This window comes from Streptomyces taklimakanensis, assembly GCF_009709575.1.
GTDB classification, from domain to species: domain Bacteria; phylum Actinomycetota; class Actinomycetes; order Streptomycetales; family Streptomycetaceae; genus Streptomyces; species Streptomyces taklimakanensis.
In genome coordinates, this window is the sequence record NZ_WIXO01000001.1 from 4,148,046 (window position 1) to 4,174,211 (window position 26,166).

Sequence of the window (26,166 nt, forward strand, 5' to 3'; positions counted from 1 at the left end):
CCCGGCCGAACGGCCACTCTACCGGCCGGGAGAGCCGGCGTCAGTGTCGCGAGGGAGCGGAGGTGACCAGTTCGGTGAGGACTCCGTGACAGTCCTTGGGATGGAGGAAGGTGATCCGCGACCCCATCGAACCGATGCGCGGCTCCTCGTACAGCACTCGTACGCCCTTCTCCCGGATCGCCTCGGCCTCGCCGTCCACGTCCGCGGTGCCGAAGGCGATGTGGTGCACGCCCTCGCCGTTCTTCGCCAGCCACTTGGCGACGGCGGAGTCCTCCCGGATCGGCTCCAGGAGCTGGAGGTACGAGGCGCCGCCGTCGTCCGTGCCGTTGATCCGCAGCATGGCCTCGCGCACCCCCTGCTCCTCGTTCACCTCGGTGTGGAACACCTCGAAGCCGTAGGTGGCACGGTAGAACTCGACGGTCCTGTCCAGGTCGAAGCAGGCGATCCCGATGTGGTCGATACGCGTCAGCATGGAGACAGTGCACCGCCTGGAACGTGGTTACGCAACGTGCGCACGGTCACACCGACCGACCGGTGACCCGGGCCGGCACCCCTCAGTACATTGACGATAAACCCTCGTTAACTCCCTGCTCCGAAGGGCCGCACCGTGACCGACAAGACGAACGGCAAGACCAGCGCAGCGTCCGCCACCACCTCCGTGATCGTCGCGGGCGCACGAACCCCCATGGGCCGCCTGTTGGGCTCGCTGAAGACGTTCTCCGGCGCCGACCTCGGCGGCATCGCGATCAAGGCGGCCCTCGACCGTGCGGGCATCGGCGGCGACCAGGTCCAGTACGTGATCATGGGGCAGGTGCTCCAGGCCGGTGCCGGACAGATCCCGGCGCGCCAGGCCGCCGTCAAGGCCGGCATCCCCATGAGCGTCCCCGCGCTGACGATCAACAAGGTGTGCCTCTCCGGCCTCGACGCCATCGCCCTGGCCGACCAGCTCATCCGCGCCGGAGAGTTCGACGTGGTCGTCGCGGGCGGCCAGGAGTCCATGACGAACGCCCCGCACCTGCTGCCGAAGTCCCGTGAGGGCCACAAGTACGGCGCCGTGCAGATGCTGGACGCCATGGCCCACGACGGCCTCACCGACTCCTTCGAGGGCGTCGCCATGGGCGAGTCCACCGAGAAGCACAACGCCCGCCTGGGCATCGGTCGCGCCGAGCAGGACGAGGTCGCGGCCCTCTCCCACCAGCGCGCCGCCGCCGCCCGGAAGAACGGCCTGTTCGACGCCGAGATCACCCCGGTGGAGATCCCGCAGCGCAAGGGCGACCCGATCCTGTTCACCGAGGACGAGGGCATCCGCCCCGAGACCACGGCCGAGTCCCTGGGCAAGCTGCGTCCGGCCTTCGCGAAGGACGGCACCATCACCGCCGGTTCCTCCTCGCAGATCTCCGACGGCGCCGCCGCGGTGGTCGTGATGAGCAGGGCCAGGGCCGAGGAGCTGGGCCTGGAGTGGATCGCCGAGATCGGCGCCCACGGCAACGTGGCGGGCCCCGACAACTCCCTGCAGTCGCAGCCCTCCAACGCCATCCGGCACGCCCTGGGCAAGGAGGGGCTGGAGATCGACGACCTCGACCTGATCGAGATCAACGAGGCGTTCGCGGCCGTCGCGGTGCAGTCGACGAAGGAACTCGGCGTCGACCACGAAAGGGTGAACGTCAACGGAGGCGCCATCGCGCTGGGTCACCCGATCGGGATGTCCGGCGCGCGGATCGTGCTCCACCTCGCCCTGGAGCTCAAGCGTCGGGGCGGCGGCGTCGGCGCGGCGGCGCTGTGCGGCGGCGGCGGGCAGGGCGACGCCCTGATCGTCCGGGTGCCGGGGAAGTGACGGACGGGTACGGGCCCGCGCGCGACGCGCCCGCGCCCGTACCCGGCACCACGGCCGGTACGGCGACGGGGCACGACCGGCGGACGACGACCGGCCGACGGACGGCCGGAGAACGGCGAGGAGCGCAGCACGCATGGCGGTGGACGTCCCCGGACTGGTGGAGCAGGCACGGCAGGGCAAACCCCGGGCCGTGGCCCGGTTGATCTCCTTGGTGGAGGGAGCGTCACCGCAGCTCAGGGAGGTGATGGCGGCACTCGCGCCGCTCACCGGCAACGCCTATGTGGTCGGTCTGACCGGCTCGCCCGGGGTGGGCAAGTCCACCTCCACCTCGGCGCTGGTCACCGCGTACCGCAAGGCCGGCAGGCGGGTCGGTGTGCTGGCCGTGGACCCCTCCTCGCCGTTCTCCGGTGGCGCGTTGCTGGGCGACCGGGTGCGGATGTCCGAGCACGCCTCCGACCCCGGCGTCTACATCCGTTCCATGGCCACCCGAGGCCACCTGGGCGGACTGGCCTGGTCCGCCCCGCAGGCCATCCGGGTGCTGGACGCGGCGGGCTGCGACGTGGTCCTGGTCGAGACGGTCGGCGTCGGGCAGTCCGAGGTGGAGATCGCCTCCCAGGCCGACACCTCCGTGGTCCTCCTCGCCCCTGGCATGGGCGACGGCATCCAGGCCGCCAAGGCCGGGATCCTGGAGATCGGCGACGTCTACGTCGTCAACAAGGCCGACCGGGACGGCGCCGACGCCACCGCCCGGGAGCTCAACCACATGCTGGGCCTCGGCGAGGCCCGCCGGCCCGGCGACTGGCGTCCGCCGATCGTCAAGACCGTCGCCGCGCGGGGCGAGGGCGTGGACGAGGTCTTGGAGGCGCTGGAGAAGCACCGCGCCTGGATGGACGAGCGCGGAGTGCTCGCCGAACGCCGCCGGGCGCGCGCGGCCCGTGAGGTGGAGACCATCGCGGTGACCGCGCTGCGCGAGCGGATCGGCGACCTGCACGGCGACCGACGGCTGGGCGCGCTGGCCGAGCGGATCGTGGCGGGGACGCTCGACCCGTACGCGGCGGCCGACGAGTTGGTCGCGGGACTGACGGGGGAGTGACGCCCGGCGGGGCGGCCGGGCGCCGGCGTCAGTCGTCGTCCCGGTCGTCCTGTTCGTCCGTGCGGTCGTCCCGGTCGTCCCGGTCGTCCCGGTCGTCCCGGTCGTCCCGGTCGTCCCGGTCGTCCGCGTCGTCGTCCCGGTCGGTGCGCTGGTCGACGACGTCGCCGCCGGCCGCGTCCACCGTGACCTCGTGCCACCCGCCGTCCTCGCCCAGGATGTCGACGTCCCAGACGAGACGGTTGTCGTCGTCGTCCAGCTCGGCGGACTCGGCCGTGCCCGGGACGGCCTTCAGCGCGGCTTCCACGGCCTCCCGGAGCGTCACCTCGGCGCCGCGCAGTTCCCGTGTGTCGTCCCGGTCGTCCGTGCGGTCGTCCCGGTCGTTCGTGTCGTTTGTGCGGTCCCCCCGGTCGTCTCGGTCGTCCGTGCGGTCCTCCCGGTCGTCCGCGTCGTCTCGGTCGTCGTCGTGGTCGGCCCCCGTCCGCAGGCTCGCGGCCAGGGTCTCCGACGAGGCGTCGTCGTCCGCGAAGGCGATGGCTCCGCCGCCGACGGCGAGCGCGGCCGTGGCGACCGCGGCGATGACCAGCCTGTGCTTCATGATCGGTTTCCTTCCGAGTGGGCGTGCCGTGTGCTGACGTGGAACACCGTCGCAGGAGGTTCCTGAAGGCACCCTGAAGCCACCTGAAGATCCCTTCAGGTGGCTTTTGGCAGGCTGGTCCCATGCGCGTGCTGATCGTGGAGGACGAGAGACGGCTCGCCCTGTCGCTGGCGAAGGGGCTCACCGCCGAGGGCTTCGCCGTCGACGTGGCCCACGACGGCGCCGACGGGCTCCACATGGCCCAGGAAGGCCCGTACGACCTGATCGTCCTGGACATCATGCTGCCCGGCATGAACGGCTACCGGGTCTGCTCCGCGCTGCGCGCCGCCGGTGACGAGACGCCGATCCTGATGCTGACCGCCAAGGACGGCGAGTACGACGAGGCCGAGGGCCTGGACACCGGTGCCGACGACTACCTGACCAAGCCGTTCTCCTACGTGGTGCTCCTCGCCCGGATCCGCGCGCTGCTGCGCCGCCGCACCCGTGGCGGAGCGGCCGCGGTGCGCGTCGGCGAGCTGACCGTGGACCCCGGCGCACGACGGGTGACGTTGGGCGACCGGGACGTCGCGCTGACCGCCAAGGAGTTCTCCGTGCTGGAACACCTGGCGGTGCGGGCCGGGGAGGTGGTCTCCAAGGCGGAGATCCTGGAGCACGTCTGGGACTTCGCCTACGAGGGCGATGTCAACATCGTCGAGGTCTACGTCAGCGCGCTGCGCCGCAAGCTGGGCGCGGACGTGATCGCCACGGTGCGCGGCGCCGGATACCGGCTGGTGAGGCCCGGTGCCTAGCTCGCCCCTCGCCCGGCTCACGGTCCGTGCCCGCGCCGCGCTCGGCGCCACGCTGGTGGTGGCGGTCGCCCTGGTGGTGGTCGGGGTGGCGGTGGTGGAGATGCTGCGCGGCAGCCTCGCCGAGAACGCCCGACTGCAGGCCGAGACCACCGCACGGGAGGTCGCCGCCGACGTCACCGACGTGACGGCCGGCGAGGTGGACGGCATGGTCGTCCTGGAGGACGACGAGCCGGTGCAGGTGGTGGACGGTTCCGGGGCGGTCCTCGGCGCGAGTCGGCCGCTGCGCGGCCGCGGCCCCGTGGCCGACTTCAACCGCCCCCGGCCGTCCGCCACGGTCGGCGCCTCTCCGCGCGACTCCGACGGCGCCGACGGCACGGCCGATGACGCCGATGACACCGACGACGGCGCCGACGACACCGATGACGACGACCGGGACGACGCCGCCGACGACGACGCCCCCTCCCCGGAGCAGACCCCCGTCGAGGTGGACCGCAACAGCGCCGCCGGGATCGTCTCCTTCCCCGTCGACGACGACGGGGAGGTGACCTACGACCGCGGACGGGCGAGCCGGGGGCAGGACTTCAACCTGGTCGCCGTGCAGAGCGTCACCCGGGACCGCGTCCCCGTCACCGTCTACGCGGGGGCGTCGCTCGCCGAGCAGGAGGAGGCGGTCTCCTCCGTCACCCGTGCGATGCTGGTCGGGCTGCCGGCGCTGCTGTTGGTGGTCGGGGGGGTGACCTGGGCGGTCACCCGGGGCGCGCTGCGTCCGGTCGAGGGCATCCGACGGGAGATGGCGGCCATCGCCGCCGGCACCGACCTGTCCCGGAGGGTGCCCGAGCCGCCCTCGCGGGACGAGGTCGCCCGACTGGCGCGGACCACCAACGAGACCCTGGCGGCCCTGGAGAGCTCCGTCGAGCGGCAGCGTCGCTTCGTCGCCGACGCCTCCCACGAGCTGCGCAGCCCCATCGCCTCCCTGCGCACCCAGTTGGAGGTCGCGGCCGCCCACCCCGAACTGCTCGACCTCGACGGCGCGGTCCACGACACCGTACGGCTCCAGGACCTCGCCGCCGACCTGCTCCTGCTGGCCCGCCTGGACGCCGGGGAGCCCGCGGGGGAGGGACGGGTGGACCTGGACGCGCTGGTGCGGGAGGAGCTGGCGCAGCGCGTCGGCGACCGGATCGCCGTCACCCTGGAGACGGGTGGCCGGGAGGACGGCTCCCCGGTGGAGGTGACCGCCTCGCGGAGCCGGCTCGCCCGGGTGCTCGGCAACCTCCTGGACAACGCCCAGCGCCACGCGGCCTCCCGGATCCGGGTCGGTGTGGGACGCGAGGGGGAGCGGGCCGTGCTGGAGGTCGCCGACGACGGCTCCGGGGTGCCGGAGGAGGAGCGGGAGAGGATCTTCGAGCGGTTCGTGCGGTTGGACGACGCGCGCAGCCGGGACGACGGCGGGGCCGGGCTGGGGCTGGCCATCGCGCGTGACGTGGCGGTCCGACACGGCGGCACCCTCACGGTCGGGCGGGCCCCCGAGGGCGGTGCCCTGTTCACGTTGAGGCTGCCCGCCGCCTGACCGCCCCGTCCGGGCGGTGCCCGCGGGGGGCGGCGGGGCGCCGGCGCGGGCCTCAGCCGCGTCCGCGCAGGGCCCGCAGGTGCTCGGCGACCGGCACCAGCGAGTCGTGCAGCTCCTCCAGGGCCTGGGGGGAGAGCAGGTCGATGAAGTGCCGTCGCACCGAGGCGACGTGGTGCGGCGCGACCTCGCGCATCGTCTTCCAGCCGTGGTCGGTCAGGACGGCGAACAGCCCGCGCTTGTCGGACTCGCAGTGCTCCCGGCGCACCAACCCCGCCTTCTCCATGCGGGTGATCTGGTGGGAGAGGCGGCTCTTGGACTGGAGCGTGGCGGCGGCCAGGTCGCTCATCCGCATCCGGCGCTCCTCCGACTCGGAGAGGTTGACCAGGATCTCGTAGTCGTTCATGGTCAGCCCGAACGGCTGGAGGTCCCGCTCCAGTTGGTGCATCAGGAGTTTGTTGACGTCGAGGTGCACGCGCCAGGCGCGCTGCTCGGTCACGCTCAACCAGCGGGCTTCCTTGTCGGTGTCCATGGTCGTGGACTCTACCCGGCCACCGGAACGTGCCCCGCCTGGGATTCTCACCTGTGGTGATCCACCCGTCACAGGCCGAACCGGCGTTGGGCGCTCCCCAACTGTCCGGGCATCCGCGGGAGCCGGCCGCCGCCGTGGCCGCCCTGCCCGCCGTGGTCTCCGCCGGCGCCCGGAACGCCCGGCTGCGGTGGTGGACCGGCGCCGGTGCCCCGTTCCTCCAACAGCGTCTCGGTCGACTGGATCAGCACCGTGCCCGCTCCGACGAAGTCGAACTGGTGCTCCTCGCCGGAGGCGCCGCCGACTCCGGTCAGCGACCGCAGTCCGCCCAGGAAGCCCTTGAGGTACCGGTGGTCGTAGTGGTGGCAGGGAGAGGGGCAGTCGGCCCACCCGACCAACGCCTGCGGATCCACCCGCACCGGCGGTTCCACGAAGTGCACCGGGCCGTTGGAGGCCGCCACGAACTTCCCCGTGCCGATCAGGGTGAGGAAACCCGGGATGATCGACTGCTTCAGCGACAGGCTCGGTTCGAAGGCCAGCAGGTTGCCCGAGCGGATGGTGAGGTTGCCGTCGTCCAGGTCGTAGGAGGCGACGTCGAAGGCGCGGTCGGCGAGCAGCATCTTGCCCTCGCCCTGGGCCACCACCCAGTCCGAGGCGTGCAGCGGCGAGTGGAAGTGGGCGGCGACCAGTCGGTCCAGGGGGCCGTGCCCGATGCCGTCGAAGGAGATCCGCCCGTAGTAGGCGATCATCTTCCCCTTCTGCAGGAACCACTGGCCCGCCAGGTCCACGCAGAAGGTGTGGGCGTCGACGTTGTCGTTCGACGGCAGCGTGTGGGGATCGTGGACGACCGGACCGCTCACAGCTTCTCCTCGCTCGCCTGCACGAACACCGCGCCCTCGCCGGACAGCTCCAACCGGAACGCCTCGCCCGAACCGCGCCCGACCACGTCCCGCCAGCCGAGCGCCGCGGAGAGCCGGTTCGTCACGTTCCCGTGGTGGGCGACGTACGCCTGGGGATCGACGTGGACGGGGCCGTCGGGGGTGATCGGGAGCCGGATCACCCCGCCGTGCGCCAGCACGGCCACCGACCCGTGCCCGGTCAGCGTGGTGGTGAACAGGCCCTGCCCGGTCGCCTGGCCGCGCACCACGCCCATGACCCCGCCCTGGGAGCCCAGGAACACCGTCTCCTGCCGCAGCGTCCCGTCGAAGGCGAGGAGTCGGTCGGCCTCCACGTGGAGGGTGTCGCCGGCCGGTTCGATCACCTCGACGTGGTGGCCGCCGTGGCCGAACAGCACCGTCCCGTTCCCCTCGACCGTCATCAGCGGCGCGGCCTCGCCGGCCAGCCGCCGTCCGATCATCGAGCCGAGGCCGCCCTGCCCGCCGTGGAGGTCGGGGGTGAAGAGGACCTCGCCGGTGTAGGCGATCATCGCGCCGCGCCGGCTGAACAGCCGCTGCCCCGGCGTCACCCGGGCTTCGACGATCTTGGAGTTGATCGCGCGGAAGGGCACTAGAGGTCACCGCCGATCGTGTTCCGCTCGCTGGGCTGGACGTAGACCAGTCCGTCGCCCTCGAAGTGGATCTGGAACGCCTCGCCCGATCCCTCGCCCATGACGGTCCGGAAGTTCACGCCCGTCTGGAACTCCTGTCGGAGGTTCCCGGTGTGCGCCACGTACGCCCCCGGGTCCACCCGGAGCGGGTACCGCGGGGTGACGCGCAGCACCACGGCCGGGCCGTCCGACGTCAGCGCGGCCGTGCCGGTGCCCTCGACGGTGGTGGTGAACAGCCCGTTGCCCTGCGCGGCGCCGCGCAGCCCGGTGAAGGTGGTGCCGGTGCGCAGGGAGTCGTCCGCGCACAGCAGGCTCTCGGACTCCACGTGCAGCTTCTCGCCGCCGAGCGTCACCAGGGCGATGTCGCTCGCGCGGTCGGCGAAGTAGCAGGTGCCCTGCCCTGTCACCGCCATCAGCTCCATCTGTTCGCCGGTGAGGCGGCGCGTGACCATGCCGCGCAGCCCCTCGCCGCCGCCGGTGAGCTTCTTGAAGTCCATCCGGCCCTCGTAGGCGACCATCGAGCCGTTCTTCGCCCTGACCGTGTCCCCCGCGAGGTCGACGGCGAGGACCTTGCTGCCCTGGAGTCGGAACCGAGCCACGGGGCGAATCTACCCGGAGGTGGGCATCCCAGGGGAGCCTGCCACAATGGACAGCGCTTGTGCATCCCTTCACAAAGGATCTGCCCGTGGACCTCAAGACCGCTTCCGCGCTGCGCCGCCTCCGGCTGGTATCCACTCCGGAGGCCGTCTCCTTCCTCCTGCTGCTGGTGTGCTCCGTACTCAAGCGGACCACCGAGTTCAACGCCGTGCCGGTGATGGGAGCCGTTCACGGTCTGCTCTTCGTCCTCTACGCGGTCTTCTGGCTGGACGCCTGGAACCGTGCCAAGTGGCCGCTGGGCCGGGCCGCCCTGTACTTCCTGTGCGCGGTGGTCCCGGCGGGCGGGTTCTACGCCGACAAGCGGCTGCGCCGTGAGACCGAGGCGAGCGTGATCGCCGCCCGAGCCCGCGCCGAGGAGGCGAGGCAGGCCGCCGAGCGGCCCCGCACGGGGGCGGTGGACGCGTGATCGTCGCCTTCTCCGTCACCCCGCTCGGCGTCGGCGAGGACGTCGGGGAGTACGTGGCCGACGCCGTGCGCGTGGTCCGCGAGTCCGGGCTGCCCAACCGCACGGACGCGATGTTCACCTCGGTCGAGGGCGAGTGGGAGGAGTGCATGGACGTGGTGCGACGGGCGGTTGCCGCCGTCGAGGCCCGCGCGCCGCGCGTCTCGCTCGTGCTGAAGGCCGACATCCGCCCCGGTGTCACCGACGGGCTGACCTCGAAGATCGAGAGCGTCGAACGGCACCTGGGCTGACGCGGGCCGCCCCCCCCGCCCTGCGGCGCCCGCCGGAGGGCGGGGGGCGTTCGCGGTGGTCCGGGACCGGGGGTGGTCCCCCCTTTCCCGGTCCGATCACCGAGACGGAGCTGACCACGATATGACCGGCCGGTAAGGTCGGGGGCGTGCCGAAGCCGCTCAGCCTGTCGTTCGACCCGATCGCCCGCGCCGACGAACTGTGGAAGCAGCGTTGGGGGTCCGTGCCCTCGATGGCCGCGATCACCTCGATCATGCGCGCGCACCAGATCCTCCTCGCCGAGGTGGACGCGGTGGTCAAGCCCTACGGTCTGACCTTCGCCCGTTACGAGGCGCTGGTGCTGTTGACGTTCTCCCAGGCCGGCGAGTTGCCGATGTCCAAGATCGGTGAGCGGTTGATGGTCCACCCGACGTCGGTGACCAACACCGTGGACCGGTTGGTGAAGTCGGGTCTGGTCGCCAAGCGCCCCAACCCCAACGACGGGCGCGGCACGCTCGCCTCCATCACCGACCGGGGGCGCGAGGTGTGCGAGGCGGCGACCCGCGACCTGATGGCGATGGACTTCGGGCTCGGGACGTACGACGCCGAGGAGTGCGACGAGATCTTCGCGCTGCTGCGTCCGCTGCGGGTGGCGGCCGGGGACTTCAAGGAGGGGTGACCCCGGGGCGCCGGAGGGGCCGCCCGGGCGGCCGGTTACGCTCATGGGCATGAAGAAGAGCGTGCTCACCCGTTACCGGGTGATGGCCTACGTGACCGGTGTGCTGCTGGTCCTGCTGTGCCTCGGCATGGTCGGCAAGTACATCCTGGAGCTGGACGGGGCCGAGACCTTCACCTACGTCATCAGCCTCGCCCACGGCTGGCTGTACGTGCTCTACCTGGTCTTCGCCTTCGACCTGGGATCCAAGGCGAAGCTGCCGCTCCCCCGGTTGCTGTGGGTGCTGTTGGCGGGGACGATCCCGACGGCCGCGTTCTTCGTCGAGCGCCGGCTCTCCCGTCGGGTCGAGCCGCTGGTCGTCGACGACACGGCCGCTCCCGCGCGGGCCTGACGGCCACCGCGCGGCCTCCCGTCCGGCGTCCGCGTTCCGGCGCGCCGGGCGGTCCTCCATCGACAATTACTTGGACGTCCTAGTAAATTTGTCGTATGGACGCTGACGCCATCGAAGAGGGCCGCCGACGCTGGCAGGCCCGGTACGACGCCGCCCGCAAGCGGGACGCCGACTTCACCACGCTCTCCGGCGATCCCGTGGAACCCGTCTACGGCCCCGCCCCCGGCGACACCGTCGAGGGGTTCGAGCGGATCGGCTGGCCCGGTGAGTACCCCTTCACCCGCGGTCTGTACCCCACCGGCTACCGCGGCCGGACCTGGACCATCCGCCAGTTCGCCGGCTTCGGCAACGCCGAGCAGACCAACGAGCGGTACAAGATGATCCTCGCCGCCGGCGGCGGCGGGCTCTCGGTCGCCTTCGACATGCCGACCCTGATGGGCCGCGACTCCGACGACCCCCGATCGCTGGGCGAGGTCGGCCACTGCGGCGTCGCGATCGACTCGGCCGCCGACATGGAGGTCCTCTTCCGGGACATCCCGCTGGGCGACGTCACCACCTCGATGACGATCAGCGGTCCGGCCGTTCCGGTGTTCTGCATGTACCTGGTGGCCGCCGAGCGCCAGGGCGTGGACACCTCCGTCCTCAACGGCACGCTCCAGACGGACATCTTCAAGGAGTACATCGCGCAGAAGGAGTGGCTCTTCGAGCCGGAGCCGCACCTGCGCCTGATCGGCGACCTGATGGAGCACTGCGCGCGCCACATCCCCGCGTACAAGTCGCTGTCGGTCTCCGGCTACCACATCCGCGAGGCCGGCTCCACGGCCGCGCAGGAGCTGGCGTACACCCTCGCCGACGGCTTCGGCTACGTGGAGCTGGGCCTCTCGCGCGGCCTGGACGTGGACGTCTTCGCGCCGGGCCTGTCGTTCTTCTTCGACGCGCACGTCGACTTCTTCGAGGAGATCGCCAAGTTCCGCGCGGCCCGGCGGATCTGGGCGCGCTGGATGCGGGACGTGTACGGGGCGAAGAGCGAGAAGGCGCAGTGGCTGCGCTTCCACACCCAGACCGCCGGTGTCTCGCTCACCGCCCAGCAGCCGTACAACAACGTGGTGCGCACCGCCGTGGAGGCGCTGGCCGCCGTGCTGGGCGGCACCAACTCCCTGCACACCAACGCCCTGGACGAGACCCTCGCCCTGCCCAGCGAGCAGGCCGCGGAGATCGCGCTGCGCACCCAGCAGGTGTTGATGGAGGAGACGGGCGTCACCTCCGTCGCCGACCCGCTGGGCGGTTCCTGGTACGTCGAGGCGCTCACCGACCGGATCGAGGCGGACGCCGAGAAGATCTTCGAGCAGATCAAGGAGCGGGGCCGCCGCGCGGTTCCGGACGGCAACCACCCCATCGGTCCCATCACCTCCGGCATCCTGCGCGGCATCGAGGACGGCTGGTTCACCGGCGAGATCGCCGAGGCCGCCTTCCGCTACCAGCGGGCGTTGGAGAAGGGCGAGAAGAAGGTCGTCGGCGTCAACTGCCACACCGGCTCGGTCACCGGCGACCTGGAGATCCTGCGGGTCAGCCACGAGGTCGAGCGCGAGCAGGTGCGCGTGCTGGCCGAGCGCAAGGCGGAGCGCGACGACGCGCGGGTGCGTTCCGCGCTGGACGGGATGCTGACCGCCGCCCGGAACGGCTCCAACATGATCGAACCGATGCTGGAGGCGGTGCGGGCCGAGGCCACCCTGGGCGAGATCTGCGGTGCCCTGCGCGACGAGTGGGGCGTCTACACCGAGCCCGCCGGGTTCTGACGCCGGCCGGCTCCGTCCCGTCGTCCGCCCCGTCCCGTTCCGTGTCCGTCGCCCGGCACGGGGCGGGGCCGGACGTCCCTCAGGGAGCGTCCGTGGCGCCCGTGGCACTCGCGCGGCCGTCCGCCGCCCCGGGCGAAGCGGCGACCAGCCCGTGCAGCACCAGGGAGGTCAGGGCACGGGTCCACTCGGGGGTGACGCTCTCGGCGCTGACCAGACAGTGGTGGACGACCGCGCCCGCGATCACGTCGAAGACCAGCGCCGCCGCGCGGTCCGCCACGGCGGCGCCCCGCGGTCCGGGCGGGTCGGGGGGCAGTTCGCCGCGGGCCTGGGCGCGCCGCCGCCCCTCGACGACCAGACGCTTCTGGCGGTCCACGATGGCGGCGCGGATGCGGGCGCGCAGCGCCTCGTCGCGGGTGGCCTCGGCGACCACGGCCATCAGCGCCGTCTTCGTCTCCGGCCGCTCCAACAGCGCGGCGAAGGAGAGCACGACCCCCTCCACGTCCGCCCGCAGGCTGCCGCGGTCGGGCAGGTCCAGCTCGTCGAAGAGGACGGCCACCGCGTCCACGACCATCTCGTTCTTGTTCGCCCAACGGCGGTAGAGGGTGGTCTTGGCCACGCCCGCGCGCAGGGCCACGTCCCCCATCGTCAGCCTGCCCCACCCCAGATCGACCAGCGCGGAACGCGTCGCGTCGAGGATCGCCCGGTCGGCCGCGGCGCTGCGCGGCCTGCCCGCGCGTCGAGCGGAGCCAGTCATGGGGGTGACTCTAGCGGCGGCCATGAGTTACGCTACGGGGCGTATCGAAAAGCCGCGCGCACCGGGGCGACCCGGCGCGGCCGACCGAGCGACGACCACATCGGGCCCCGCGGCGACCGGGCGGGGCGGCAGGTGCCGGTGGGGACCCGGCACCGAAAAGCGGCACGCTGCACGGAACGGTCCCGGGACGGGGGAGACTGGGGGCATGCAGCCACGCAACATGTCCATGAGCGGAGTGGTCGACCTGGCCGCCGTGAAGGCGGCCGGAGAGGCCAGGCAGAAGGCGGAGGAGGCCCGCGCCAAGGGCGCGGGACGACAGGGCGCGGCCGGTGGTCCGGCCCCGTCCTCCCCGGTGATCGAGGTCGACGAGGCGGATTTCGAGCAGGCGGTGCTCCAGCGCTCCGCCGGGGTTCCGGTCGTCATCGATTTCTGGGCCGAGTGGTGCGAGCCCTGCAAGCAGCTCGGTCCGTTGCTGGAACGCCTGGCACGGGAGTACGCCGGACGCTTCCTGCTCGCCAAGGTCGATGTCGACCGTAACCAGTTGCTCTTCCAGCAGTTCGGAGTGCAGGGCATTCCGGCCGTCTTCGCGGTGGTGGCCGGCCAGGCCCTGCCGCTGTTCCAGGGCGCGGCCCCCGAACAGCAGGTCCGCCAGGTGCTGGACCAGTTGATCCAGGTCGCCGAGGAGCGCTTCGGCATCGTCGGCGCGCCCGTGGCGGGTGACGAGGAGGCGCCGGCCGAGCCCGCGGTGCCCGAGGACCCGGCGCTGGCCGCCGCGCACGCGGCGCTGGACGCGGGTGACCTGGACGGCGCCGTCCGGGCGTACCGGAACGTCCTCGCCGACAAGCCGGCCGACACCGAGGCCAGGCTGGGGTTGGCCCAGGCCGAGTTGCTGCAGCGCGTCCAGGGGCTGGACGCGGCGCGGGTGCGCAAGGAGGCCGCGGACGATCCCGCCGACGTCCACGCGCAACTGCGCGCGGCCGACCTGGACCTGGTGGGCGGGCACGTCGAGGACGCCTTCGGGCGTCTGGTGGAGACGGTCAGGCGCACGGTCGGGGAGGACCGGGAGGCGGCGCGGGTCCGTCTCCTGGAGTTGTTCGAGGTGGTCGGGCCGGACGATCCCAGGGTCGTGGCGGCCCGCGGCGCCCTCGCTCGGGTGCTGTTCTGACCTGCTGTTCCCGCCCCTCCGCGACGTATTGACACAGTGATCGACAGCGGCCGCGACTTTGCCAAAACTTGGCCATCGCGGCCGCTGTTACTCGCAGTAAAGGGCGTGGGGGGTTTACTCCCCGACCGCCCGATTCGTTCGGCCGCTTCCCGTTCGACTCCGACACTCGGTGTATGTAATTGATCACTTGGTGTGCAGATGTGGCCATCCTGTCGTTACCCGTAAGTAACGAACCCCTTGTGTCCCGGCGTCTCATGCACCACGATCGGCCACGCTCGGTCCGTTGTCCGCAGCCCGGCGCACCACACCCGGGACCGGCGGGCCACGGGTCCCCACCGGGCGGACCGGTGCCCAGCGCGCCGGTCCCGGGCAGGGGGGTCTCCGCCGCCGGGCGGGGCCTGTCCGACGGGCCGCGCGAGAGCGCGGCCGCGTGGTTGTCGCTCGGGGGTGGTCGCCGGTACTCCGATGTCTCGCGATGTTCGAGGAACGGCGTTCCCCTTCCCGAGGGCGTAGCACTTCTCCCATCCCGTCCGGGCCCAGGGCCCGGGCCGGAGATGTACGTCCGAGAAGGAGGAAAGTCATGGAGTCTGTGGCTCGTGGCGGGACCAGATGGAAGCGGTTCGCCGTCGTCATGGTCCCGAGCGTTGCCGCCACGGCAGCGGTCGGCGTCGCCCTGGCACAGGGCGCGCTCGCCGCGTCGTTCAGCATCTCCGGCCAACAGGCGAAGGTCTCCGTCAAGGAGCTGGACGGCACGGGGTTCGTGCAGTACGGCACGATCAACACCAAGCACAACGGCGAACCCGTCCCGGTCGCGGTGTCCGCGTTCGAGTCCGCCGAACTCAAGGGGCTGTGCCAGTCCGTCGTCGTGCCCGTGCCCGGCTTCGGCGACGTCTCGCTGAAGCTCACGGCGGGCAACGGTGATAAACCGGTCATCGCCAAGAACCTCTACATCGACCTCAACCAGCTCGACGCCGACGCCACGTTCCGGGACATCAACATCGGCGTGGCGGCCGGGAGCACCTCCAAGGGGCCCGATGTCGAGGCGGGCGTGATCAAGGGGGCGCCGGGGTCCTTCGCCCAGGAGGCCGACTCCGCCTTCCTGACCGACGTCAAGCAGACGTCCTGGGCCACCAGCGCCGCGACGTTCAAGCTCACCGGCCTGTCGATGAAGGTCAGCAAGGGCAAGAACGAGTGCTTCTGACGCACTGAGCGGAAGGAGGCGGGGGACCGGTCCGCCGGTCCCCCGCGCTCCCCGCCGCATTGATCCCCATGACAGTTCGGCCCTAGGGAGCTGTTTTCGATGAGTACCGAGTCGTCGGGAGCGCGTGAGCGCATCGGCCACTGGCGGCGGTCGTTCCGCCTGTGGCGCTGGCAGCGCCCCTTCTGGGCGGGACTGCTGACGCTGCTGGGCGGCGTACCCATCATCTACATCCCGTATGCCAACCCCGGCCTGGAACAGTTGTCCTTCCGACTGGCCACCACCACGGGTTCCGGATCGCTGATCATCGGCGTGCTGCTGTTCGTGCTGGGACTCACGATGTGGTTCCAGCCGCACTCGCGGGTGTTCGCCGGAGTCGCCGCCATCCTGCTCGGTCTGGTGTCGATCGTGGTCTCCAACATCGGGGGCTTCCTCGTCGGTTTCCTGCTGACGCTGGTCGGCGGCGGCATGGGCGTCGCCTGGGTGGCCGACAAGGACCGACCGACCTCGGGGCCCGGGCACGCCGGAGACCCGGACGACGAGATGGACCCGGCCGTTTTCGAACCGGCCCCGGTCGGCGTCGACGACGGACAGGACGGGGGCCGCCGTGACGCCTGACGAGGCGCGCCGGGAAGGCGGGTACGGAGCCGCGGAGCCGACCCGGCGCGCCAGGAGCGGACCGCGCCACGCGGCGTCGAGGAAACCGTTGCTGACCCGGCTGCACGTGCCCGCCGGCAAGGCGATCGCCCTGGCCGCCATGCCGTCGGCGGTGCTCATGGGAATGGGACTCACCCCGAGACTGGCCACCGCCGAGCCGCTGCCCGAGAACCCCTTCAAGGACGGGCCGTGCGTGACCGCCCCCGACCGGACGGCGGAGGAGGACACCGGGGGATCGGCCGGCGAGGAGGAGAAGCCCGCCGGCACCGCGAGGCCGGAGACGTCCCCCGCTCCCGCGCCCACCCCGGAGGCCGAGGCTCCGAAGGAGCCCTCGGCCCCCTTTGGCCCCTCGGACCACTCGGACGGCACCGGGACCGGCGACGTGGACCGAGAACGGACCGCCGCCCCGGAGCCCGACGGCGGGGAGGAGCCCGCGGACGGTGGAGCGGGGGGCGGCGCGGAGAGCGTCGAGGAGCCCGTGCCGGCCCCGTCCGAGAGCAGGAACCCGCTGGACCCGCTGGGCATCGGCGGCGCCCTCGAGGACCTGTTCACCCGGGACGGCGGGGAGAGGACGCGGTCCGGCGGGCGGGAGACCGACGCCGTTCCCGCCGAGCCGAGTTCGCCGACCCCGTCGCCGTCCGCCTCCGGACGTTCGACGGAGCCGGTGGAGCCGCCGGAGCTGCCGGAGCTGCCGGAGCTGCCGGAGCCGGTGAAGCCGGTGAAGGAGGCCGTGGAGAGGGCCGGGAAGGAGACCGGGAAGGACCCGCGGGAGACCGCCGGCCCGGCGGACCGGACCCCGCGGGAGACCGCCGGCGACTTCGGGCCCAAGGACGGGGAGGAGGCCGAGGCCGTCACCCCCGCGCCCGGTGCCGGAGGCAAGGAGCCCTACCCCTGCCCCACCTACGACGCCGAGGCGCTGGCCGAGGCCGAGGAGGAGCGGACCGAGGCGCTGCTGCCCGATCGGCCCTGGCGCCTGGAGACCAGTCTGCTCGCCCTGCACGGCCTGGACTACCACGGCATCGTCAAGGTCCGCACCTACGGCGGCGGGGTCAAGGACGTCCTGAAGTTCACCGCCAGGTCGGTCGACATCCGGGACCTCCACCAGATCGTGGAGGGCCCCGGCGGATCCACCGCGCACGTCGAGGCCGCTGAGGGCAGCACCTCCACCATCCGCAACGGCACGGTGACCATGTACACCGAGGAGCTCAAGGGCAATCTCTTCGGGGTGATCCCGGTCACCTTCAGTCCGAAGTCCCCGCCCCCGCTGGATCTTTCCGAGGTGTTCTTCACCGAGGTGTCGGTGACGCAGGCCGGTCAGTTCGGCGGCACCCTGCACATCCCGGGCATGCACCTGTACAACGAGAACTGACCGGATTCCGGCCACCCGGCGGGTCCGCCGGGCGGTCGGAATCCGGGGCGCCCTCGCGTCAGGGCGTCACCGCTCGTCGTTGCCCAGGTGGTGCACCAGCACCATGTTGGTGGTGCCGGGGACGCCGGGGGGCGAACCGGCCGTCATGATCATGGTGTCGCCGTGGTTGTACCGCTGGAGCTTGAGCAGCTCGGCGTCGACCAGGTCCACCATCTCGTCGGTGTGGTCCACGTGCGGCACCACGAAGGTCTCCACGCCCCAGCTCAGCGTGAGTTGGTTGGCGGTCGCCGGCTCGGTGGTGAAGGCCAGGATCGGCTGGGCGGCGCGGTAGCGGGACAGCCGTCGGGCGGTGTCGCCGGACTTGGTGAAGGCGATCAGCGCCTTGCCGTTGAGGAAGTCGGCCATCTCGCACGCCGCGCGGGCCACCGAACCGCCCTGGGTGCGCGGCTTCTTGCCGGGCACCAGCGGCTGCAGGCCGCGCGAGAGCAGCTCCTCCTCGGCGGCCCGGACGATCTTCGACATCGTCTTGACCGTCTCGATCGGGTACTGGCCCACCGAGGACTCCGCCGAGAGCATCACCGCGTCCGCGCCGTCCAGGATGGCGTTGGCGACGTCGGAGGCCTCGGCGCGGGTCGGCCGGGAGTTGGTGATCATCGACTCCATCATCTGGGTCGCCACGATCACCGGCTTGGCGTTGCGGCGGCACATCTCGACGAGCCGCTTCTGCACCATCGGCACCTTCTCCAGCGGGTACTCCACCGCCAGGTCGCCACGGGCCACCATCACGCCGTCGAACGCGAGGACGACGTCCTCCATGTTCTCGACGGCCTGCGGCTTCTCCACCTTGGCGATCACCGGCACCCGGCGGCCGACCTCGTCCATCACCCGGTGGACGTCACGGACGTCGGCGGCGTCGCGGACGAAGGAGAGGGCCACCATGTCGCAGCCCATCTCCAGGGCGAACTTCAGGTCCTCGACGTCCTTCTCCGACAGCGCCGGGACGTTGACCGCCACACCGGGCAGGTTGATGCCCTTGTGGTCGGAGATCACACCGCCCTCGATGACGATGCAGCGCACCCGCGGACCGTCGACCTCGACCACCTGGAGGGAGACGTTGCCGTCGTTGATCAGGATCGTCTCGCCCTTGGAGACGTCGGCGGGCAGCCCCTTGTAGGTGGTGCCGCAGATGGTGCGGTCACCGGGGACGTCCTCGGTGGTGATGGTGAACTCGTCACCGCGGACGAGCTCCACCGGCCCGTCGGCGAAGGTCTCCAGGCGGATCTTGGGACCCTGGAGGTCGGCGAGGACACCGATGGCACGCCCGGTCTCCTGGGAGGCCTTGCGGAGGCGGTGGTACCGCTCCTCGTGCTCCGAGTGGCTCCCGTGGCTCATGTTGAAGCGGGCCACGTTCATGCCGGCCTCGATCAGCGTCTTGAGCTGATCGTAGGAGTCCACGGCGGGGCCCAGGGTGCAGACGATTTTGGAACGGCGCATGGGGAGGATCCTATCTTTTGTTCAACGGCGGAACGTTCCAGGGGGTGAGCTGGCTCACTTCCGTCCCATGGTGCCGCCGGAGACCAGTTCGTACGTCTGTGTCGCGATCTCCAGCTCCTCGTCGGTGGGCACCACGGCCACCGCGACCCGCGACCCGGGCGGCGAGATCAGCCGCGGCCCGTCGCCGGGCGCTCCGTTCAGCTCCGGGTCCACCGCCATGCCCAGGCCCCGCAGGCCCGCCATGACGGCCTGGCGGACGGGGGCCGCATTCTCCCCGATCCCGGCGGTGAAGGCCACCGCGTCCACCCGGCCGAGCACCGCGCAGTAGGCGCCCACGTACTTGCGCAGCCGGTGGACGTAGACGTCGAAGGCCAGCCGTGCCGACTCCGCGTCCGGGCCGTCGGAGTCCATCCGGCGCAGCACCTCCCGCATGTCGTTGTCGCCGCACAGGCCCAGCAGTCCGCTGCGCCGGTTGAGCAACTCGTCGATCTCGTCCACCGACATCCCGGCGACCCGGGACAGGTGGAAGACCACCGCCGGATCGATGTCACCCGAACGGGTGCCCATCACCAGTCCCTCCAGGGGGGTGAGCCCCATGGAGGTGTCCACGCAGCGTCCGCCCGCCACCGCCGAGGCCGAGGCGCCGTTGCCCAGGTGCAGCACGATCACGTTCGTCTCGGACGGCTCCCGGCCCAGCAGTTCGGCGGCCCCGCGCGAGACGTACGCGTGCGAGGTGCCGTGGAAGCCGTAGCGGCGCACCCGGTGCTCGTCGGCGACGGCGGTGTCGATGGCGTACCGGGCGGCGTGCTCGGGCATCGTGGTGTGGAAGGCGGTGTCGAAGACCGCCACCTGCGGCACGTCGGGGGCCAGTGACAGGGCGGTGCGGATGCCCGCCAGATTGGCCGGGTTGTGCAGCGGCGCGACGGGCACCAGGCGTTCGATCTCGGCCGTCACCGCCTCGTCGATCACGGTCGGCTCGGTGAACCGCCGTCCGCCGTGCACCACGCGGTGGCCGATGGCGACCAGCTCGGGGGAGTCCAGGCCGAGCCCGTCGCGTTCCAGCTCCTCGGCCAGCGCCTCCAGGGCCGTGGCGTGGTCGGCCACCGGCTCCTCGCGCTCGCGCCGCGGTCCGCCGGCCGGGTCGTGCCGCAGGTACGAGGTGCGCTCGCCGATCCGCTCCACCAGCCCCCCCGCCGGGCGGGAGCCGTCGGCCATGTCCAGCAGTCGGTACTTCACCGACGAGGAGCCGGTGTTCAGGACCAGGACGTGGGTTCCTCGGGTGTTTCTCACTCCTCCACCGCCTCGTCGCTCTCCTCGGTGCCCTCGGTCCTCCCCGGCCCGCCGCCCGCCGTCCGCCGGCCCTGCTGGGCCTGGATCGCGGTGATCGCCACGGTGGTGACGATGTCCGGCACCAGGGCGCCGCGCGACAGGTCGTTGACCGGCTTGCGCAACCCCTGCAGGACCGGGCCGACGGCGACGGCGCCGGCCGAGCGCTGGACGGCCTTGTAGGTGTTGTTGCCGGTGTTCAGGTCGGGGAAGACCAACACGGTGGCCCGACCCGCCACGTCCGAGCCGGGCAGCTTGGTGGCCGCGACCGTCGGCTCCACCGCCGCGTCGTACTGGATCGGTCCCTCCACCGGCAGCTCGGGCCGGCGCTCGCGCACCAGCTCGGTGGCCCGCCGCACCTTGTCCACGTCCGCGCCGCTGCCGGAGGTGCCGGTGGAGTAGGACAGCATCGCCACCCGCGGCTCCACCCCGAAGCGGGCCGCGGTGGCGGCCGACTGGACGGCGATGTCGGCGAGCTGTTCCGCGTCCGGGTCGGGGTTGACCGCGCAGTCCCCGTAGACCAGCACCCTCTCGGCCAGGCACATGAAGAACACCGAGGAGACGATCTCCGCGTCCGGTCGGGTGCGGATGATCTCGAAGGCGGGCCGCAGGGTCGCCGCGGTGGAGTGCGCCGCGCCCGAGACCATTCCGTCGGCCAGTCCCTCCCGCACCATCAGGGTGCCGAAGTACGACACGTCGGCCACCTGGTCGTAGGCCAGCTCGTGGGTGACGCCCTTGTGGGCGCGCAACCCCGCGTACAGCTCGGCGAAGCGTTCGCGCAGCGGCGAGTCGTACGGGTCGACGGCACGGGCCCAGGCGCCCGTGCCGTCGGGCACCTCCTCGGGCCCCAGCAACCCCAGGTCGATGCCCAACTCGGCGGTGCGCCGGCGGATCGCGGCCTCCTCGCCCAGCAGTGTCAGGTCGCACACGCCCCGGCGCAGCAGCACCTCGGCCGCCCGCAGCACCCGCTCCTCGGTGCCCTCCGGCAGGACGATGTGCCGGCGGTCGGCGCGGGAACGCTCGATCAACTGGTGCTCGAACATCATCGGGGTGACCCGGTCGCCGCGGCGGCTCACCGAGAGCCGATCGGCGAGCAGGGCGGTGTCCACGTGTTCCTCGAAGAGGCCGAGGGCGATCTCGGCCTTGCGCGGATTGGCCGTGGTCACCCTGCCCTCCAGGGACATCAGCCTTCCGGCGGTGGCGAACGAGTCGCCGGGCACCGCCAGCACCGGGGTGCCCGGCGAGAGGCGGGCGGCCAGCGCCATGGTCTCCTCGCCGGGCACCCGATCGACGGTGAGCAGTACCCCGGCGATGGGCGGGGAGCCCGCGGAGTGGGCGGCCAGCGCGCCGACGACCAGGTCGGCGCGGTCCCCTGGGGTGATGACCAGGCATCCCTCGGTGAGGGCGGGCAGGAAGGTGGGCAGCGTGGCGCCCCCGAAGACGAAGCCGCGCACGTCGCGGGAGAGCCCGGCCGGGTCCCCCAGCAGCACCTTCGCGTCCAGCGCCGCGGCGATCTGGGCGACGGTCGGCGCGGACAGGGCGGGCTCCTCGGGGAGCGCGTACACCGGGACCGGGAGCTGCCCGCGCAGCGCGCCCGCGGCGGCGCCGGCCAGGCCGTCGGAGACCCGGTTGGCGATCATCGCCACGACGTCGCACCCCAGCGAGGCGTACGCGTGGTGGCCGTTGCGGACCTCGGCGGTCAGCGAGTCCAGGTCCCGTCCGCTGCCGGCCACCACCGGCAGGACCGCGGCACCGAACTCGTTGGCCAACCGGGCGTTGAGGGCCAGCTCGGCGGGGAGGCCGGTGTCGGCGAAGTCGGTGCCCAGGACGAGGACGGCCTCGTAGTCGCGGGCGACGGTACGGAAGCGCTCCAGCAGGCGGGAGACCAGTGCGTCGGTGCCCTTCTCGGCCAGGTGGGCGGCGGCCTCGTCGTAGCCGAGTCCGAAGACCGTACCGGTGGGCTGGGACAGGCGGTAGCGGCTGCGCAACAGGTCGTAGATGGGGTCGGGGCCGTCGTGGGCCAGGGGGCGGAAGACGCCGACCCGGCCGGTCCGCCGGGACAACAGTTCCATGACCCCCAGCTCCACGACCTGGCGGCCGTCCCCGCGGCCGATGCCGGTCACGTACACGCTGCGCGTCACGGGCTCTCCCTGCTCGCTCGCTGCCTCGCCCTGTCCACCGCTCGTTCCGGGCCGTCCGTCCGGGCCTCCTCGGGCCGTGCCCTTCGTCGAGTACCCGAGCACGCCGCCGTGAAAAGGGGGGAACGCACCGGTGGCCGCACATATCCGGTGGGATGCGGCCTTTGGCTACTCTTGGCTCTGCCGTCACCCCGGCGAGGACGCGTGCCGGTCGTGTCTCGAACGGTATGTGAGACGGGAGGCGGCCATGTGTTCAGGACGTGAAACAATCGCGGCGGCGCACCCCCGAACCAGCAGCGAGCAGGAGAAGCGATCCCCATGCGCATCGGAGTCCTCACCGCAGGCGGCGACTGCCCCGGTCTGAACGCCGTGATCCGTTCGGTCGTGCACCGCGCCGTGGTGGACCGGAACGACGAAGTCATCGGCTTCGAAGACGGGTTCAAGGGCCTGCTCGACGGCCGCTACCGCAGGCTCGACATCGATTCCGTCTCCGGCATCCTGGCCCGCGGCGGAACCATCCTGGGCTCGGCCCGCCTGGAGCGCGGCCGGCTGCGCGAGGCGTGCGAGAACTCCGAGGAGCTCCTGGAGCGGCTCGGCCTCGACGCGCTCATCCCGATCGGCGGCGAGGGCACGCTGACCGCGGCCCGGATGCTCGCCGACGCCGGTCTGCCGGTGGTCGGCGTGCCCAAGACGATCGACAACGACATCTCCGCCACCGACCGCACCTTCGGCTTCGACACGGCCGTCACCGTGGCCACCGAGGCCATCGACCGGCTGAAGACCACCGCCGAGTCCCACCAGCGCGTGATGGTCGTGGAGGTCATGGGCCGGCATGCCGGCTGGATCGCCCTGGAGGCCGGCATGGCCGGCGGCGCGCACGGCATCTGCGTCCCGGAGCGGCCGTTCCAGGTCGACGACCTGTGCAAGATGATCGAGGACCGCTTCGCGCGCGGCAAGAAGTTCGCGGTCGTCTGCGTCGCCGAGGGGGCCCGCCCGGCCGAGGGCTCGATGCCGTACGAGAAGGGGCGGATCGACCAGTACGGCCACGAGCGCTTCACCGGCATCGGCAACCGGCTCGCCATCGAGCTGGAGCACCGCCTGGGCAAGGAGGCCCGCCCGGTCATCCTCGGCCACGTGCAGCGCGGCGGCACCCCCACCGCGTACGACCGGGTGCTGGCCACCCGCTTCGGCTGGCACGCGGTGGAGGCCGCCCACCGCGGTGACTTCGGCATGATGACGGCCCTGCGCGGCACCGAGATCGTGATGGCCCCGCTGGCCGACGCGGTGGTGGAGCTGAAGACCGTTCCGCAGGACCGGATGGACGAGACCGAAGCGGTCTTCTGACGCCCTTCGGCGGCTCCTGCCCCCGGCCCCCCTTCCGGCGGCGTCCCCGACGGGCGCCGCCGGGAGGCGCGTCCGGTCAGCCCTGCCAGCGGTAGTACAGCTCGGGCCGTCCCACCTGCCCGTACTGGGGAGTGCGCTCGGCCTGTCCGGTGCCGACCAGGTACTCCAGGTAGCGGCGCGCGGTGATCCGGTTGACGCCGACCCGCTCGGCCGCCGCGCTCGCCGTCAGGCCCTCCTCGGGGGCCGTCCGCAGCGTCGAGGTGACCGACTCCAGGGTGGCCGCGCTCAGCCCCTTGGGCAGCGTGACGCGTCCCGGCGCCCGTAGCGTGGCCAGTGCCCGGTCCACCTCCGCCTGGCTGCCGGCCTCCGCGCCCGCGGAGGTGGTGGTCATCCGGAACCGGGCGTACCGCTGCAGCCGGTCGCGCAGCGTGGGGAAGGTGAAGGGCTTGAGCACGTGCTGGACGACCCCCAGCGAGACCCCCTCGCGCACGACGGCCAGATCGCGGGCCGAGGTGACGGCGAAGACGTCCGTGGTGTGACCCGCCGCGCGCAGCGCCCGCACCAGGGACAGACCGTGCCCGTCGGGCAGGTAGAGGTCGAGCAGGATCAGATCGACGCCCGACCGCTCCAGGACCCGCCCGGCCTCCGCGCGGGAGTGCGCCACCCCCGCGACGGCGAAGCCGGGCACCCGGGAGACGTACAGGGCGTGGGCGTCGGCGGCCACCGGGTCGTCCTCGACGACCAGCACCCTGATGGGGCCCTCGCCGGTTTCCCCGCCCGTGGTTCCCGCACCGCCCGCGGTTCCCGCACCGCCGGTGCCGTTCCCCGGCCCGGTCACGCCGGCACCCCCTCGCCGACTCCGCGCCGGGCGCGCAGGGGCAGCCGTACGGTGAAGCGGGCGCCGCCCTCCGGGGCCCCGGACAGCTCGACGGTGCCGCCGTACCGCCGTACCGTCTGCCGCACCAGCGCCAGCCCCAGGCCGTGCCCCCGCCCTCGGTCGCCACCGCGCGCGTCGGCGTCCTTGGTCGTCCAACCGCGCCGGAAGACCTCCTCGGCGGTGTCCGGGGCGATGCCCGGCCCGTTGTCGGTGACGCGCAGCAGCAGCTCGTCCCTCGACGCCCGCACGGTCACGGCGACCCGTGCGGTGTCCGAGGCGACGGCTGTCGAGGAGACGGCGTCCAGGGCGTTGTCGACCAGATTGCCCAGCACCGTCACCAGGTCCCGGGACGGGAGGTCCTCGGGCAGCACGCCGTCGTCGACGCTGCTGTCCTCGGTGAGCACCAGCTCCACCCCGCGCTCGTTCGCCTGCGCCGCCTTGCCCAGCAGCAGCGCCGCCAGCACCGGTTCGGCGACCGCCGCCACCACCTGGTCCGTCAGGGCCTGGGCCAGCTCCAGTTCGGCCGTGGCGAACTCCGCCGCCTCCCGCTCCCGGCCCAGCTCGATCAGCGAGACCACGGTGTGCAGCCGGTTGGCGGCCTCGTGCGCCTGGGAACGCAGCGCCTCGGCGAAGCCGCGCACCGAGTCCAGCTCGCCGGTGAGCGCCTGGAGCTCGGTGTGGTCGCGCAGGGTCACCACCGTGCCGCGCCGTTCGCCGCCCGACACCGGCGAGGTGTTCACCACCACCACGCGGTCGTCGGTCAGGTGCACCTCGTCCACCCGGGACTCGGAGGCCAGCAGCGCCCCGGTCAGCGGGGCGGGCAGGCCCAGTTCGGCCACGCTCCGTCCGACGGCGTCCCGGCCGGTCAGACCCAGCAGCGCGCGGGCGCCGTCGTTGATCAGCGCGACGCGCCGCTGCCCGTCGAGCATCATCAGCCCCTCGCGCACGGCGTGCAGCGCGGCCTGGTGGTAGTCGTGCATGCGGCTGAGCTCGGTGGCGTTCATGCCGTGGGTGTGGCGGCGCAGCCGGGCGTTGACCACGTACGTGCCCAGTCCGCCGAGCACCACCGCGCCCCCGGCCACCGCCAGCAGCACCGCCATCTGTCGCTCCACCTCGGCGCTGATCCGCTCCACCGCTATCCCGGCGCTCACCAGTCCCACGATCCGTCCGTCGGCGTCGCGGACCGGGGTGACCACCCGTACCGACGGGCCCAGGGTCCCGGTGTAGGTCTCGTGGAAGGTCTCGCCGCGCTGCGCCGGTCCGATGTGGCCGACGAAGGGGCGGCCGATGCGGTCCGGCTCCGGGTGCGTCCAGCGGATGCCGTCCGGGTCCATGATCGTCACGAAGGTGACGCCGGTGTCGCGCCGGACCCGTTCGGCGTACGGCTGGAGGCGTTCGCTGGGGTCGGGGGAGCCGATCGCCGCCGCCACCGAGGGGGAGTCGGCGACCGCCCGGGCCGTGGCGGTGGCCCGGTGGCGGGCGGAGTTCTCCGCCTGCTCCCGGTCGTTCAGGTAGGTGAACAGGGCGCACCCGGCCACCACGGCGGCCACCAGCACGACCTGCATCGCGAAGAGCTGGCCGGCCAGGCTGCGGGGACGGGGCAGACGCATGGCCACCAGTCTGCCCCGTGCCCGGGGCCCGGCCGACCTTTGGAGGTCGGGGAACTCCCGCCGGGCCGCGCGGCGACCGGTGCCGGGACGAGGTC

The 26,166-nt window shown here is 72.4% G+C and carries 26 protein-coding genes; 14 read left to right on the forward strand and 12 right to left on the reverse strand.

The features are described from left to right. Positions 1-40: 40 nt before the first annotated feature. Complete coding sequence (mce, locus tag F0L17_RS18490; RefSeq protein ID WP_155071948.1) at positions 41-472, reverse strand: methylmalonyl-CoA epimerase; 432 nt, start codon at positions 470-472, stop codon at positions 41-43. 135 nt (positions 473-607) lie between these two features. On the opposite strand from mce, the gene F0L17_RS18495 reads away from it, so the two are divergent. Together F0L17_RS18495 and meaB are read left to right on the forward strand one after the other, a co-directional pair. Then, on the forward strand, positions 608-1,834 hold the full coding sequence (locus tag F0L17_RS18495) for an acetyl-CoA C-acyltransferase (protein ID WP_162466379.1): 1,227 nt from the start codon (positions 608-610) through the stop codon (positions 1,832-1,834). Positions 1,835-1,967: 133 nt separating this feature from the next. Continuing rightward, a complete protein-coding gene (meaB, locus tag F0L17_RS18500) occupies positions 1,968-2,927 on the forward strand; it encodes a methylmalonyl Co-A mutase-associated GTPase MeaB (RefSeq protein ID WP_155071949.1) in 960 nt (319 codons plus the stop codon). A gap of 28 nt (positions 2,928-2,955) precedes the next feature. Here the strand turns inward: meaB and F0L17_RS18505 are convergent, their stop codons facing one another. Further along, on the reverse strand, positions 2,956-3,522 hold the full coding sequence (locus F0L17_RS18505; RefSeq protein WP_155071950.1) for a PepSY domain-containing protein: 567 nt from the start codon (positions 3,520-3,522) through the stop codon (positions 2,956-2,958). 122 nt (positions 3,523-3,644) lie between these two features. Between F0L17_RS18505 and F0L17_RS18510 the strand changes: the two genes are divergently transcribed. Beyond that, positions 3,645-4,310, forward strand: a complete 666-nt coding sequence (locus tag F0L17_RS18510; RefSeq protein ID WP_155071951.1) for a response regulator transcription factor — start codon at positions 3,645-3,647, stop codon at positions 4,308-4,310. Further along, positions 4,303-5,877, forward strand: coding sequence for a sensor histidine kinase (locus F0L17_RS18515; RefSeq protein WP_338018136.1), 1,575 nt, complete (start codon positions 4,303-4,305; stop codon positions 5,875-5,877). The genes F0L17_RS18510 and F0L17_RS18515 overlap by 8 nt, the downstream gene beginning before the upstream one ends. A gap of 52 nt (positions 5,878-5,929) precedes the next feature. Here F0L17_RS18515 and F0L17_RS18520 read toward each other — a convergent pair whose 3' ends face one another. From F0L17_RS18520 to F0L17_RS18535, 4 genes are all read right to left on the reverse strand, one after another. Next, a complete protein-coding gene (locus tag F0L17_RS18520) occupies positions 5,930-6,406 on the reverse strand; it encodes a MarR family winged helix-turn-helix transcriptional regulator (RefSeq protein WP_155071952.1) in 477 nt (158 codons plus the stop codon). Between the two features lie 68 nt (positions 6,407-6,474). Beyond that, a complete protein-coding gene (locus F0L17_RS18525) occupies positions 6,475-7,263 on the reverse strand; it encodes an AIM24 family protein (protein WP_162466380.1) in 789 nt (262 codons plus the stop codon). Then, a complete protein-coding gene (locus F0L17_RS18530; protein ID WP_162466381.1) occupies positions 7,260-7,910 on the reverse strand; it encodes an AIM24 family protein in 651 nt (216 codons plus the stop codon). The genes F0L17_RS18525 and F0L17_RS18530 overlap by 4 nt, the downstream gene beginning before the upstream one ends. Beyond that, entirely contained in the window at positions 7,910-8,548 is a 639-nt protein-coding gene (locus F0L17_RS18535; RefSeq protein ID WP_162466382.1) for an AIM24 family protein, read from the reverse strand. Before F0L17_RS18535 ends, F0L17_RS18530 begins: the two co-directional genes overlap by 1 nt. Positions 8,549-8,634: 86 nt before the next feature. Here F0L17_RS18535 and F0L17_RS18540 point away from each other — a divergent pair, with 86 nt between their 5' ends. The 5 genes from F0L17_RS18540 (at position 8,635) to F0L17_RS18560 (ending at position 12,139) form a co-directional block, all read left to right on the forward strand. After that, positions 8,635-9,012 carry a DUF3817 domain-containing protein gene (locus tag F0L17_RS18540; RefSeq protein WP_162466383.1) on the forward strand — a complete coding sequence of 126 codons (378 nt, stop codon included), beginning with the start codon at positions 8,635-8,637 and terminating at the stop codon, positions 9,010-9,012. Continuing rightward, a complete protein-coding gene (locus tag F0L17_RS18545; protein ID WP_162466384.1) occupies positions 9,009-9,299 on the forward strand; it encodes an MTH1187 family thiamine-binding protein in 291 nt (96 codons plus the stop codon). The genes F0L17_RS18540 and F0L17_RS18545 overlap by 4 nt, the downstream gene beginning before the upstream one ends. A gap of 146 nt (positions 9,300-9,445) precedes the next feature. Then, complete coding sequence (locus F0L17_RS18550) at positions 9,446-9,955, forward strand: MarR family transcriptional regulator (protein WP_162466385.1); 510 nt, start codon at positions 9,446-9,448, stop codon at positions 9,953-9,955. Positions 9,956-10,004: 49 nt separating this feature from the next. Continuing rightward, complete coding sequence (locus F0L17_RS18555; protein WP_155071953.1) at positions 10,005-10,343, forward strand: DUF3817 domain-containing protein; 339 nt, start codon at positions 10,005-10,007, stop codon at positions 10,341-10,343. 95 nt (positions 10,344-10,438) lie between these two features. Then, the gene (locus F0L17_RS18560) at positions 10,439-12,139 is read left to right on the forward strand and encodes a coenzyme B12-dependent isobutyryl-CoA mutase large subunit (RefSeq protein ID WP_155071954.1); all 1,701 of its coding nucleotides are present in this window, start codon (positions 10,439-10,441) and stop codon (positions 12,137-12,139) included. A gap of 79 nt (positions 12,140-12,218) precedes the next feature. Here F0L17_RS18560 and F0L17_RS18565 read toward each other — a convergent pair whose 3' ends face one another. Beyond that, entirely contained in the window at positions 12,219-12,893 is a 675-nt protein-coding gene (locus F0L17_RS18565) for a TetR/AcrR family transcriptional regulator (protein ID WP_155071955.1), read from the reverse strand. A gap of 205 nt (positions 12,894-13,098) precedes the next feature. Between F0L17_RS18565 and F0L17_RS18570 the strand changes: the two genes are divergently transcribed. The 4 genes from F0L17_RS18570 to F0L17_RS18585 all read left to right on the forward strand — a co-directional run bounded on the left by F0L17_RS18570 (position 13,099) and on the right by F0L17_RS18585 (position 17,282). After that, a complete protein-coding gene (locus tag F0L17_RS18570) occupies positions 13,099-14,058 on the forward strand; it encodes a tetratricopeptide repeat protein (RefSeq protein WP_155071956.1) in 960 nt (319 codons plus the stop codon). A 580-nt stretch (positions 14,059-14,638) separates the two neighbouring features. Then, positions 14,639-15,259, forward strand: coding sequence for a DUF6230 family protein (locus F0L17_RS18575; protein WP_155071957.1), 621 nt, complete (start codon positions 14,639-14,641; stop codon positions 15,257-15,259). 99 nt (positions 15,260-15,358) lie between these two features. Further along, positions 15,359-15,874: a DUF6114 domain-containing protein gene (locus F0L17_RS18580; RefSeq protein WP_238419436.1), complete on the forward strand. Its 516-nt coding sequence runs from the start codon at positions 15,359-15,361 to the stop codon at positions 15,872-15,874. Positions 15,875-15,962: 88 nt separating this feature from the next. Continuing rightward, entirely contained in the window at positions 15,963-17,282 is a 1,320-nt protein-coding gene (locus tag F0L17_RS18585) for a hydrogenase expression protein HypF (protein WP_155071958.1), read from the forward strand. Between the two features lie 66 nt (positions 17,283-17,348). On the opposite strand, the gene pyk is transcribed toward F0L17_RS18585, so the two are convergent. Genes pyk through pta form a run of 3 tightly spaced genes read right to left on the reverse strand, consistent with a single transcriptional unit; the run spans position 17,349 to position 22,243 of the window. After that, on the reverse strand, positions 17,349-18,776 hold the full coding sequence (pyk, locus tag F0L17_RS18590) for a pyruvate kinase (RefSeq protein ID WP_155071959.1): 1,428 nt from the start codon (positions 18,774-18,776) through the stop codon (positions 17,349-17,351). A gap of 54 nt (positions 18,777-18,830) precedes the next feature. Then, the gene (locus F0L17_RS18595) at positions 18,831-20,066 is read right to left on the reverse strand and encodes an acetate/propionate family kinase (RefSeq protein ID WP_162466387.1); all 1,236 of its coding nucleotides are present in this window, start codon (positions 20,064-20,066) and stop codon (positions 18,831-18,833) included. Further along, positions 20,063-22,243 carry a phosphate acetyltransferase gene (gene pta / locus F0L17_RS18600; RefSeq protein WP_162466388.1) on the reverse strand — a complete coding sequence of 727 codons (2,181 nt, stop codon included), beginning with the start codon at positions 22,241-22,243 and terminating at the stop codon, positions 20,063-20,065. Before pta ends, F0L17_RS18595 begins: the two co-directional genes overlap by 4 nt. Positions 22,244-22,558: 315 nt before the next feature. Between pta and F0L17_RS18605 the strand changes: the two genes are divergently transcribed. Further along, a complete protein-coding gene (locus F0L17_RS18605) occupies positions 22,559-23,584 on the forward strand; it encodes an ATP-dependent 6-phosphofructokinase (protein ID WP_155071960.1) in 1,026 nt (341 codons plus the stop codon). 76 nt (positions 23,585-23,660) lie between these two features. Here the strand turns inward: F0L17_RS18605 and F0L17_RS18610 are convergent, their stop codons facing one another. Further along, positions 23,661-24,338, reverse strand: a complete 678-nt coding sequence (locus F0L17_RS18610) for a response regulator (protein WP_162466856.1) — start codon at positions 24,336-24,338, stop codon at positions 23,661-23,663. 80 nt (positions 24,339-24,418) lie between these two features. Next, positions 24,419-26,071, reverse strand: a complete 1,653-nt coding sequence (locus F0L17_RS18615; protein WP_155071961.1) for a sensor histidine kinase — start codon at positions 26,069-26,071, stop codon at positions 24,419-24,421. Positions 26,072-26,166: the final 95 nt, after the last annotated feature.